This window comes from Rhodovulum sp. BSW8 (assembly GCF_003314725.1).
Classification (GTDB): Bacteria; Pseudomonadota; Alphaproteobacteria; order Rhodobacterales; family Rhodobacteraceae; genus Rhodovulum; species Rhodovulum visakhapatnamense.
Genome location: NZ_QNVX01000007.1, coordinates 108,042 through 119,109, shown reverse-complemented (window position 1 = coordinate 119,109; position 11,068 = coordinate 108,042). Strand labels below are relative to the sequence as shown.

At 66.6% G+C, this 11,068-nt stretch carries 10 protein-coding genes; 4 read left to right on the top strand and 6 right to left on the bottom strand.

Translation table 11 applies throughout. The annotated features are described in order from the left end of the window. Positions 1-316 (bottom strand): transposase (locus tag DSD19_RS06470; RefSeq protein ID WP_133260378.1); only part of this gene is annotated, 316 nt, incomplete at its 3' end. Positions 317-444: 128 nt separating this feature from the next. Further along, a complete protein-coding gene (locus DSD19_RS06465) occupies positions 445-867 on the bottom strand; it encodes a helix-turn-helix domain-containing protein (protein WP_075786871.1) in 423 nt (140 codons plus the stop codon). Between the two features lie 94 nt (positions 868-961). Here DSD19_RS06465 and DSD19_RS06460 point away from each other — a divergent pair, with 94 nt between their 5' ends. Together DSD19_RS06460 and DSD19_RS06455 are read left to right on the top strand one after the other, a co-directional pair. Further along, positions 962-3,244, top strand: a complete 2,283-nt coding sequence (locus DSD19_RS06460) for a heavy metal translocating P-type ATPase (RefSeq protein ID WP_371412539.1) — start codon at positions 962-964, stop codon at positions 3,242-3,244. A gap of 606 nt (positions 3,245-3,850) precedes the next feature. Next, on the top strand, positions 3,851-5,953 hold the full coding sequence (locus DSD19_RS06455; protein WP_113668994.1) for a methyl-accepting chemotaxis protein: 2,103 nt from the start codon (positions 3,851-3,853) through the stop codon (positions 5,951-5,953). 48 nt (positions 5,954-6,001) lie between these two features. On the opposite strand, the gene DSD19_RS06450 is transcribed toward DSD19_RS06455, so the two are convergent. Further along, positions 6,002-6,652, bottom strand: a complete 651-nt coding sequence (locus DSD19_RS06450) for a class II aldolase/adducin family protein (protein ID WP_113668985.1) — start codon at positions 6,650-6,652, stop codon at positions 6,002-6,004. A 27-nt stretch (positions 6,653-6,679) separates the two neighbouring features. Beyond that, positions 6,680-7,138 carry an Lrp/AsnC family transcriptional regulator gene (locus tag DSD19_RS06445; RefSeq protein WP_075786875.1) on the bottom strand — a complete coding sequence of 153 codons (459 nt, stop codon included), beginning with the start codon at positions 7,136-7,138 and terminating at the stop codon, positions 6,680-6,682. 134 nt (positions 7,139-7,272) lie between these two features. On the opposite strand from DSD19_RS06445, the gene ald reads away from it, so the two are divergent. Continuing rightward, entirely contained in the window at positions 7,273-8,391 is a 1,119-nt protein-coding gene (ald, locus tag DSD19_RS06440) for an alanine dehydrogenase (protein WP_113668984.1), read from the top strand. Between the two features lie 14 nt (positions 8,392-8,405). On the opposite strand, the gene mscL is transcribed toward ald, so the two are convergent. Both mscL and DSD19_RS06430 read right to left on the bottom strand, forming a co-directional pair. After that, positions 8,406-8,807, bottom strand: coding sequence for a large-conductance mechanosensitive channel protein MscL (mscL, locus tag DSD19_RS06435; RefSeq protein ID WP_178390773.1), 402 nt, complete (start codon positions 8,805-8,807; stop codon positions 8,406-8,408). Between the two features lie 119 nt (positions 8,808-8,926). Further along, on the bottom strand, positions 8,927-9,820 hold the full coding sequence (locus DSD19_RS06430; protein WP_113668983.1) for an AraC family transcriptional regulator: 894 nt from the start codon (positions 9,818-9,820) through the stop codon (positions 8,927-8,929). A 182-nt stretch (positions 9,821-10,002) separates the two neighbouring features. Here DSD19_RS06430 and DSD19_RS06425 point away from each other — a divergent pair, with 182 nt between their 5' ends. Then, the gene (locus DSD19_RS06425; protein ID WP_113668982.1) at positions 10,003-11,025 is read left to right on the top strand and encodes an aldo/keto reductase; all 1,023 of its coding nucleotides are present in this window, start codon (positions 10,003-10,005) and stop codon (positions 11,023-11,025) included. The last annotated feature ends 43 nt before the right edge of the window (positions 11,026-11,068 follow it).

The window sequence follows — 11,068 nt, the reverse complement described above, 5'->3', positions numbered from 1 at the left end:
CGCGGATCACGGTACTGTCGATCATTTGCAGGGCGCTTGGCACGGCTCCGCTCCGGTTCAGGGCATCCATGATGTCCTCCCAGAGGCCCGCCAGTGTCCAGCGCCGGAACTGTCTGTAAACGCTTGACCATTTGCCGAACTCGCCAGGTAGGTCCCGCCATGGCGCCCCGGTTCGGGCAATCCAGAAAATCCCATCAAGGACGAGGCGGTGATTGGCGGCTTTGCGCCCGTTCGGGGCGCGGACGGCGAGTATGAAACCCTCGAAGAACGCCCATTCCTCGTCCGACATAAGATCTCGTGCCAAGCTGGTCTCCATCGCAGATGCCACCTTGAATCATGCCCTACGCACGAGCGGAATCCCTTTTGTCAACACGACCTGGCGATTGGAAGAACGCTTGTATCTCAGCAATATGAGCCTTGAGGGAACGCCTACATCGAGGATGGCTAATGGCCGTGGTCGGGATGCAGGCACAGGTCGTGATTTCCAAGCACTTCGATGACCCGGCAATCGGAAATCGTGCCATGCGCACATTGCGCCACCATGCGTTCCAGCTCTGTCTGGAGCGCCTTGAGGCGCAGCATCCGTTCCCGAACGGCGTCCAGCTGACGCCGGGCGATCATATCCGCGGCGCCGCACGGGATGTCGGGTTGATCCGACAGGCTCAACAGCTCGCGAATTGCATCGAGCGGAAAACCAAGCTCCCGCGCATGGCGGATGAAGGTCAGTCGTTCAACCGCCTTTTCGTCATACAGCCGCTGGTTTCCTGCGCTCCGATCGGCCTCGGCCAAAAGGCCGATCTGCTCGTAATAGCGGATCGTGGGCACCTTCACCCCGGTCCTCGCGCCCAGTTTTCCGATCGACAGCATGAGAAACCTCTTGAAGCTCCAGTTGCTAGAGCAAGTAAGCCTTCGACTCGATAGGAACAAGGGCCGTGGCGCAGCGCCGGGCAGGAGACGGATGATGAGCGATAGCATAAGGCGGCAATGGTCGGTGAGCGGCATGGATTGCGCCGCCTGTACCGCGAAGGTGACGAAGGCCGTCGAGAAACTGCCGGGCGTCAGCGAAGTGTCGGTGGCGCTGATGAGCGAGAAACTGTCCCTGACCCTGGCGCCCGGAGCAACCGCGCCCGAGCAGATCGAGACCGTCGTGCGCCGCCTCGGCTTCGGCATCGCGCCTGCCTCTTCGGACCGGGGCAACGCCGCTGCCGCGAGGCCGCGCGCGTCCTGCCAGGGGCACCATCACGATCACGATCATGACCATTCGGCGCACCAGCCTTCCGGCCGGGAGAGTGCGGTCGGCGCGCCGTCTGCCCGCAATGCGGGCCATGGTGCGCCGGGCCATGTCCATGACGATCCGGCGGATCGCGGCACGGCCTGGTACAGGACGGGCAAGGGCCGCCTTGTGCTGTTCACCGGGGTCCTGCTGGCGCTGGCCTGGGCCTTCGAGCTGCTGACGAATGCCGAATACGGCGACTGGGCCTTCATGCTTGCCTGCGTGATCGGGGTCGCGCCGGTGGCCCGCCGCGCCTTCGAGGCGCTGCGGCTCGGGCAGCCGTTCACCATAGAAAGTCTCATGACGATTGCCGCGACCGGCGCGCTGTTCATCGGTGCGGCCGAGGAAGCGGCGCTGGTCGTTTTCCTGTTCGCCGTGGGCGAAGTGCTGGAGGGGGTGGCCACCGGCAAGGCGCGCGACGGGATCCGCGCGCTGGCCAATCTGGTGCCGAAGACCGCACTGATCGAAGAGGACGGCCGCACCCGCGAAAGTCCCGCCGATCAGCTGATGATCGGTCAGCGCGTGCTGGTGCGTCCCGGCGACCGCGTGCCTGCCGATGGCGAGATCGTCGAAGGGGTCAGCGGGGTCGATGAAAGCCCGGTGACGGGCGAAAGCCATCCGGTAACCCGGGGGCCGGGCGATACGGTGTTCGCCGGCTCTATCAACACCGAGGCCGCCCTGCGCGTCGTTGTCGCCAAGGAGGCCTCGGACAATACCATCGCCCGCATCGTCCGGCTCGTCGAAGAGGCCGAAGACGCCCGCGCACCGACCGAGCGGTTCATCGACCGCTTCTCACGCTGGTACATGCCCGCGATCGTCGCCGTTTCGGCGCTGGTGGTGCTGGTGCCTCCGCTCGGCTTCGGACTGGACTGGAACACCTGGATCTATCGCGGGCTGGCGCTCCTGCTGATCGGCTGCCCCTGTGCGCTGGTGATTTCGGTGCCCGCCTCGATCGCCTCGGCACTGTCCTCGGGCGCGCGCCGGGGCCTGCTGATGAAGGGCGGTGCGGTGATCGAGGCCGCCGCCCGGGTCGAGCGCATCGCCTTCGACAAGACCGGCACGCTGACCCACGGCCGCCCGCGCGTCACCGACATCCGTCCCGCCGAGGGGGTCAGCGAGACCGATCTGCTGGCGGTCGCCGCTGCGGTCGAATCCGGTTCAAGTCACCCGCTGGCGCAGGCGATCCTGCGCGCCGCCGAAGACGCCGGGATCACGCCGCTTGGCGCAAGCGACGCCCGCGCGATCGTGGGCAAAGGGGTCGAGGCTCTGGTGGACGGGGCCAGGGCCTGGGTCGGCGCGCCGCGCCACGCCCTGGAAGCGGGCGGCCTGAGCGCCTGGCAAGGCGAGCAGGCGCGGACGCTTGAAGCCGAGGGCAAGACCGTGGTGGCGGTGTTCCGCGAGGGCGAGCCGCTTGGGCTGGTCGCCTTGCGCGACGAACCGCGCGAGGATGCCGCCGACGCCATGCGGCAACTGACGGCGATGGGCATCGCGCCGGTAATCCTGACCGGCGACAATCCCCGCACCGCGCAGGCGATCGCCGGGCAGCTGGGAATGGACTACCGCGCCGAGATGATGCCCGAGGACAAGCTGTCGGTCATCCGCGAGATGGGCGCCGATGGCGGTGTGATGATGATTGGCGATGGCATCAACGACGCCCCGGCGCTTAAGCAGGCCAGTGTCGGAGTGGCAATGGGGTCGGGGACCGACGTGGCGCTGGAAACCGCCGATGCGGCTATCCTGCGAGACCGGGTGGTCGACGTCCCGGCGCTGATCCGGTTGGCGCGGGCGACGATGCGCAACATCCGCCACAACGTTGCAATCGCATTGGGGCTCAAGGCGGTTTTCCTGGTGACGTCGGTTCTGGGGATCACCGGGTTGTGGCTGGCGATCCTCGCAGACACCGGGGCCACCGTTCTGGTAACGTTGAACGCATTATGGCTTCTGCGCTTCGACCCGGACCGCGAAAGCTGATCTGCGGGTCCCGATGCCATCCTGTCCGAGGCACAAGCCGGGATTGGCCGATATATCGGCTTCCAGAACGGCCGCCGACCCAATTCACCGCTTGACGGCAGAACGCCCGATCAAGCGTCCTTCAACCCGCTGCGGTCCGACTTGGCCGCGGCGTAACCGCCCCCCCTGAGGAGACGTCCAGCCCCTGTTCCGACACACCGGGCCATCTTTGCGGTCAGGATCTCGTCGGTGGCAATCGTCTTGCTTCCAGCAGGATGTGGAGAGGTAGAAATTTCTCCTGCACAGCCCTCAAGACCGGGCCCTCCAGAGCCTCGATTCACGGCCGCGACCTTATGGTAAGTCTGCCCGGGGAATTGGGAGGCCCGGCTGTCAGCCGATTTGCGTAAAAGCGTCAGTATCTACGCGTCGGAACACGCGCCCAACCGGCCTTGCAACAACCGGACCTGCACCGGTTCGGCTCGACGGAATTGGCCCGCTTCGAACCGTGGACGGGGCCTCTGAAAAAGCCCTGGACGGGGCGCGAAGGGCGGGTCTTGCGGGATTAGATTTCCCTTAGGGAAAGGCGTTTAGCTTAGGGGTTTGACCGACCTGCATGGAACATACCGCATGTCCCTGAGATTCATCCTTCTCCTCGCCCTTGTGCCGCTTGTGCTGCTGATCCTCGTGCTGGCCGGCAACGACCTGCGAGGCTTCAGCTCCGCCGCCCGGTTCGGGGGCGACATGGCGACCGTGGCCGAAGAAACCGACCGGATCGGCGATCTGGTCCACGAACTGCAAAAGGAAAGGGGGCTATCGGCCGGGTTTACCGCCTCCAAGGGGCGGAACTTCTCTGCGGAGCTTCGCACACAGCGGACCGAGACCGATACCGCCCTGTCGGTTTTCCGGGACAAGCTGTCGGTGGTCAGGACGATGGCGCCCGAGGCCACTGACAGCGCGCTGCGCGCCCTGCAGGCGCTGCAGACCCAGCGCGGCAAGATCGACGCGCTGGACCTGACGGTGCCGCAACTGGCGGGCTATTACACCGGCATCGTCGAGTCGCTCCTGACAGCGGCCACCCGAATCCGCGACGGCAAGGTCGCAAGTTCCACGGCGATCCTGATGGAGGCGCAGGAACTGGTGGCGCTTGCCAAGGAAAGCGCCGGGCTGGAACGCGCAATGGGCGCGACCGGGCTTGGGACCGAGACCTTTCCCGACGAGGTTCACCTCCGTTTCCTGGCGCTGGGGGCACGTCAAAGCGCGCTGCTGGCGCGGGCACAGACGGTGCTCGGGCGGCCGGATTTCGTCTCGACGATCGAGGCCAGCAAACCCGCCCGGACGATTGCCCCGATGCGCGAAACGATTGCGGCCCTGCCCTATGGCGGCGCGCGCGGCGATCTGACCGCTCCGCAATGGTTCGCCGCCTCCACCGCCTGGATCGACCGCCTGCGAACCGTCGAATCCGATCTGGGCGAGGAAATCGGCCTTCTGGCCGAACGCAACCGCGCACAGGCCGAACGGGCCATGGTGGTGGGGTCGATTGCAACCGGAATCGGCGTGTTGTTGGGCGTCCTGATCGCCGCTGCCATCGCCGACGGCATCACGCGCAGGCTGCGCAAGCTGACAGGGATCATGCATCAGTTCATGGAAGGCAATTTCGAGGCCTGGGTACCCTTCATCGAGAAGAAGGGCGAAATCGGCCAGATGGCCAATGCCATCTACCGCTTCAAGCAGCTGACGCGGGCCGCGATGCGCCAGAAGGAAGAGGACGAGGCCACCCTGAACGAGCGTCATCAGCAAGTCGTGGATCTGGTGACCGAAGGGCTCAAGGCGCTGTCCCGCTCCGACTTGTCGCGGCATTTCGATGATCCGCTGCACGGCGACTACGACACGATCCGGACCGATTTCAACGCGACCGTGGTTCGACTGCGCGAGGTTCTGTCGACCATCGCCTCGACGGTCAGCGATCTCGAGGGACGGTCCGAGGACATGCTGCGCACCGCCGGCGACCTGGCACAGCAGACCGCCAGCCAGAGCAGCACGATCCAGGGAACGGCCGCCTCTGTCGACCGCCTGGCCAGCGGACTGAAGGACACCAATGGCTCGATCCACGACGCCCGCTCGCTGGCGGGCGACGCCAAGCAGCGCGCCGACCTTTCGGGCGAGATTGTCCGCGATGCCGTTTTCGCCATGGAACGGATCTCCGAATCGTCCAGCAAGATCGCGCAGATCACCGCGATCATCGAAGACATCGCCTTCCAGACCAATCTGCTGGCGCTGAATGCCGGGGTCGAGGCCGCCCGCGCCGGGGAAAGCGGCAAGGGCTTTGCCGTTGTTGCCACCGAGGTTCGCGAACTGGCCCGCAAATCGGCCGAGTCGGCCATGCAGATCAAGAAACTGATCGGCGAAAGCGTGGAAGAGGTCTCGGGCGGGGTGCGTCTGGTCGGTGAGGCGGGCGAATCGCTCGACGAAATCGTCTCGCAAGTGACTCGGGTCTACGAGACGCTGGCGCAGGTCAGCGCCCAGGCCGATGGCCAAACCCGCGAATTGCAGGAAGTCAACGAATCGATGACCAGCCTGCGCGCCCTGACCGAACGTAATGGCCATGTCGTCGACAGCACCCGCGACGCCTCGAACGACCTGGCAGCCAGCGCTCAGGCTCTGGCTCGGATCGTGGCCGACTTCAATCTTGGCCCCGACCAGCGCGCGGATCAGGTCGGACGCGCCGCATGAACTGCCCCGAGACGAATGCCGCCGCAGAAGAACCGGGGGCTACCTGCCTCAGCCGCGCTCGGCTTGTCCGTAGCCTTGGGAAAACTGGGCCACAGCCTCGGCCAGCTGGGCCTCGGTCAAGAGCGGCGGCTCGCCGAGGGTCAGCGCGCCATGATACTGCCGGGCCAGGGTCTCGACCTCGACGGCCAGCCACATCGCTTTTTCGAGGCTGACTTCGGCCGCGATCATGCCGTGATGCGCCATCAGGCAGGCCTTGCGCCCCTCCAGTGCCTCCAGCACCCTGTCCGACAGCGCCTGGGTCCCGAAGGTTTCGTAGGGGGCGCAACGAATATCGCCGCCGCCGGCCGCGGCCACCATGTAATGCACTGCCGGGATCGGCCTGTGCAGGATCGCCAGCATCGTGCAATAGGGCGCATGGGCGTGAACCACCGCGTTCAGATCGGGCCGGGCCCGCAGGATGTCGAGATGGAAGCGCCATTCGGACGAAGGCTTGCGCGCGCCATGAGCGGTGCCGTCCATCTCCATGAAGACGATGTCTTCCGGCGCCAGCACGTCATAGGCAATCGAGCTTGGCGTGATCAGGATCCCCGCCCCGTGCCGGACGCTGATATTGCCCGACGAGCCCTGGTTCAGACCGACCGCATTCATGCTGCGGCAGGCCGCCACGATCGCTGCGCGCTTGTCCGTCTCCTGGATCATCTCGCTCCCTCCGGTGTTGCCCCTGCCCTATAGCGGCAGCGCGGTGGTCTTGAACACCGTTCGCAGCGCAAAGGAGGATTGCATCCGCGCCACCCCCGGCAGCCGGGTCAGATATTGCCGGTGGATGCGGGCGAAATCCTCGCTGTCCTCGGCCACCACTTTCAGAAGATAGTCGGCGCTGCCCGCCATCAGATGGCATTCCAGAACGTCCGGCACCCGCGCCACCGCCTTCTCGAAGGCGGCAAGCGTTTCGTCAGCCTGGCCCGACAGCGTGATCTCGACAAAGACCGTGGTCTGGCGGCCCATCTTGCGGGCATCGAGAAGCGCGACATAGTCGCGGATGAACCCCGCCTCTTCCAGCCGCTGGACCCGCCGGTGGCAGGCCGAGGCCGACAGGTTCACCCGTTCGCTTAGATCCGCGTTCGAGATGCGCCCCTGTTTCTGCAACACCCGCAAAAGGCGAAGATCGGTTTCGTCCAGCGTCATTTCCCGCATGATCCTTCGACAGTCTGGCGGCATCATGCATGGATCTTCGGTCGAGGCCCAGAGTTCCCCCCCGAGAAAATCCACCCTCTTCGGCCCGACCTGCGGCATTCTGCCGCCAGGAGAAGGAGACCCCAATGCAGATCGGATGCCCCAGAGAGATCAAGCCCCAGGAATTCCGCGTCGGCCTGACGCCAAATGCCGCCCGCGAGGCCGTCGCCCACGGCCATGCCGTGCTGGTCGAGACCGGCGCCGGGTTGGGCGCGGGCTTTGACGACGACGCCTACATCGCGGCGGGCGCCAGGATCGCCGCCTCGGCCGACGAGATCTTTGCCGAGGCCGAACTGGTGGTGAAGGTCAAGGAGCCGCTGGCCCAGGAACGGCGGCGCCTGCGCGAGGGACAGGTGCTGTTCACCTATCTGCATCTGGCCCCCGACCCGGACCAGACCCGCGAGTTGATCGACAGCGGCGTGACCGCCATCGCCTACGAGACCGTAACCGACGACCGCGGCGGGCTGCCGCTGCTGGCGCCGATGTCCGAAGTCGCGGGGCGGCTGGCACCGCAGATGGGGGCCTGGGCGCTGCAAAAAGCCAATGGCGGGCGCGGCGTGCTGATGGGGGGCGTGCCCGGCGTCGGCCCGGCCGAGGTGCTGGTGATCGGCGGCGGGGTGGTCGGAACCCATGCTGCCCGGATCGCGGCCGGCATGGGCGCCCATGTCACCGTTCTGGACCGCTCGCTGCTCCGGCTGCGCCAGCTTGACGAAACGTTCGGCGCGGCCTTCTCGACCCGCTATTCGTCCGAGGGCACGCTGGCCGAGTTGCTCGAGCGGGCCGACATGGTTGTCGGCGCCGTGCTGATACCCGGGGCGACCGCCCCCAAGCTGGTGCGGCGCGCCGATCTGGCGCGGATGAAGCCCGGCGCTGTGCTGGTCGATGTGGCCATCGACCAGGGCGGCTGCTTCGAGACCTCGCACCCGACCACCCATGAGGACCCGGTCTTTTCGGTCGACGGCATCCAGCATTATTGCGTGGCCAACATGCCGGGCGCGGTGCCGCGCAGCGCGACCTTGGCGCTTGGGAACGCCACCATGCCGTTCCTGCTGGCGCTGGCCGACAAGGGCTGGCGCCAAGCCTGCGCCGACGACCCGCATCTGCGGGCCGGGCTCAACGTGCATGCGGGCCATCTGACCTGCTACGCTGTCGGCTTGGCGCAGGGCATCGACGTTCTGTCGCCGCACCTGGCGTTGAAGGCCTGAGCGGAAGGCCGCGCTCAGCGCGCCTTCAGAAGGTCCCGGATCTCGGTCAGAAGCTGTTCCTGGGTCGGGCCCGCGGGCGCGCCGGGCACCGGCCGCTCCTTGCGGCTGGCGGCGTCCTTGATCCGGTTCACGCCCTTGACCAGCAGGAACACCACCCAGGCGATGATCAGGAAATTGATCAGCGTGGTGAGGAAATTGCCATAGGCGAAGACCCCGGCATTCTCGCCCTCCCCGATGCGGAAGGCGAGACCTGAAAAGTCGATGCCGCCGACGAAAAGCCCGATGACCGGATTGATGAGATCGTTGACCAGCGAGGTCACGATGGCGGTAAAGGCCGCGCCGACGATGATACCCACGGCCATGTCCATGACATTGCCCTTGGCGATGAAATCGCGAAATTCCTGCAGCATGAAAATACTCTTTCCTTCTGAAAGTCCCCCGCCGCACCTTCCGCTACGGCAGGTCGAGCCTAGCACAGCCTCGGCCGCCCGCGCTGCGTTTTTCGCCCGGCGGCAGAAGGTCGACCCGGACCCGCTCAGCCGCCGGTTTCGGCCAGGCTCCGGCGCAGTTCGACCGCGTCGCGTCCGGGCGGCTCGCCGAAATGGCGGCGGTATTCGCGGCTGAATTGCGACGGGCTGTCATAGCCGATGCGATAGCCGATGCCCGCGACATCGCCGGACCGGGTCAACAGAAGCCGCCGCGCCTCCTGCAACCGCAGGCTTTTCTGGAACTGCACAGGCGTCATCGCCGTCGCCTCCTTGAAGTGGCGATGGAAGGTGGCCGGGCTCATCCCGGCCAGCGCCGCCAGATGCCCGACCCGCAGCGTCTCGGCATAGTTCTCGCGGATCCAGCCGATGGCGCGGCCGATCCGGGCCAGACGGCTGTCGGCCATCCCGATCTGCCGCAGCCGCGCGCCCTGAGGCCCGTTCAGCAACTGCCAGACGATTTCGCGCCGGATCATCGGCGCAAGCACAGGGATGTCCTGCGGCCGGGCGGCGACCGATAGAAGCCGGTCGAGCGGGTCGATCAGCGCCTCGCCTAGATCATGCACCTCGATGGCAGCACCAATTGGCGGATCGCCCGTCGGGCGCTGGCCCAGCATCAGTTCGGCCACCACGGCCGGGTCGATCTCCAGCGCCAGCGCCAGATAGGGGGTCTCGGGCGCCGCGCCGACGATCTCGGCCCGGATCGGCACGTCGAGCGAGGCGATCAGGCATTTGCCCGCATCGTAGCGGAACACCCGGTCGCCCAGACGGCTGATCTTGGCGCCCTGCAACACCGCGCAAAGCGAGGGCCGGTACACCCCGTGAAAGAGGCCCGACGGTCTTTCGGCATAAGACAGCCTCAGCCCCGGAACCGGGGGCTCGCGCCCATGCGCCTCCCACAACGAAACGAGCTTGGCCCTGAGGCCGGAAAGTCGGTTGGTCATACGCCCACTCTAGCCCGGTCGGCGGCGCTCTCCAAAGTCAATCGGCGGCGGGATGAGAGAATCGTGCAAGTTTGCGAGAGGATCGGCGTGGCGAGGGACCCGGCCCGGGCCCATTTCGGGACAGAGGCCGGAGCGGGCGCCCCTCGCCGCGCTCGGGCCCCCAGTCAGGAAAGGAAAGCAACATGCGCTATCGTCGTCTTGGCCCAAGCGGCCTTTTCGTGTCGGAACTCTGCCTCGGCACCATGACCTTCGGCGGCTCCGAAGGCATGTGGGGCCAGATCGGCCAGCTGGGCCAGGCCGAGGTGGACGGCCTCGTGGGCAGCGCGCTCGAGGCCGGGATCAACTTCATCGACACCGCCAATGTCTATGCGGGCGGCGAAAGCGAGCGGCTTCTGGGCCAGTCGCTGAAGAACCTCGCCGTGCCGCGCGAAGATGTGGTGATCGCGACCAAGGTTCTGGGCCCGATGGGCGCGGGCGTGAACGCGCGCGGCGCCTCGCGCTATCACATCATGGACCAGTGCAAGGCCAGCCTCGCGCGGTTGCAGCTTGATCACATCGACCTTTACCAGATCCACGGCTTCGATCCGGCGACGCCCATCGTCGAGACGCTGGAGGCGCTCGATACGCTCGTGCGGCAGGGTCATGTGCGCTATCTGGGCCTGTCGAACTGGGCCGCCTGGCAGATCGTCCGCGCGGTCGGCATCGCCGAGGCGCGGCGGCTGGCCCCGATCCTGTCGCTTCAGGCCTATTACACCCTGGCCGGGCGCGATCTGGAACGCGAGATCGTGCCGATGCTGAAGGAAACCGGCATCGGGCTGATGGTCTGGAGCCCGCTGGCGGGCGGGTTCCTGTCGGGCAAGTACGACCGCGAGGGCAAGGCCGCGGACGGGCGGCGCGCCAGCTTCGACTTCCCGCCCATCGACAAGGACCGCGCCCATGACGCCATCGAGGCGATGCGCGGCATGGCCGAGGCGCGCGGGTGCAGCGTGGCGCAGATCGCGCTGGCCTGGCTTCTGCATCAGGAGGTGGTGACCTCGGTCATCATCGGCGCCAAGCGCGCGGACCAGCTGACCGACAATATCGGCGCGACCAAGGTCGAGCTGAGCGCCGACGAGCTGGCCCGCCTCGATGCGGTGACCCGCCTTCCGGCCGAATATCCCGGCTGGATGCTGGAACGGCAGGGCGAATACCGCAGCCAGAGCTAGGCCCCCAAGGGGCAGCAGGCGGGGGCCGGCATGGTCCGGCCCC

Coding starts and splice junctions, on each gene's coding strand:
- DSD19_RS06465 (WP_075786871.1), bottom strand. CDS start 867: ATGCTGTCGATCGGAAAACTGGGCGCGAGGACCGGGGTGAAGGTGCCC.
- DSD19_RS06460 (WP_371412539.1), top strand. CDS start 962: ATGAGCGATAGCATAAGGCGGCAATGGTCGGTGAGCGGCATGGATTGC.
- DSD19_RS06455 (WP_113668994.1), top strand. CDS start 3,851: ATGTCCCTGAGATTCATCCTTCTCCTCGCCCTTGTGCCGCTTGTGCTG.
- DSD19_RS06450 (WP_113668985.1), bottom strand. CDS start 6,652: ATGATCCAGGAGACGGACAAGCGCGCAGCGATCGTGGCGGCCTGCCGC.
- DSD19_RS06445 (WP_075786875.1), bottom strand. CDS start 7,138: ATGACGCTGGACGAAACCGATCTTCGCCTTTTGCGGGTGTTGCAGAAA.
- ald (WP_113668984.1), top strand. CDS start 7,273: ATGCAGATCGGATGCCCCAGAGAGATCAAGCCCCAGGAATTCCGCGTC.
- DSD19_RS06430 (WP_113668983.1), bottom strand. CDS start 9,820: ATGACCAACCGACTTTCCGGCCTCAGGGCCAAGCTCGTTTCGTTGTGG.
- DSD19_RS06425 (WP_113668982.1), top strand. CDS start 10,003: ATGCGCTATCGTCGTCTTGGCCCAAGCGGCCTTTTCGTGTCGGAACTC.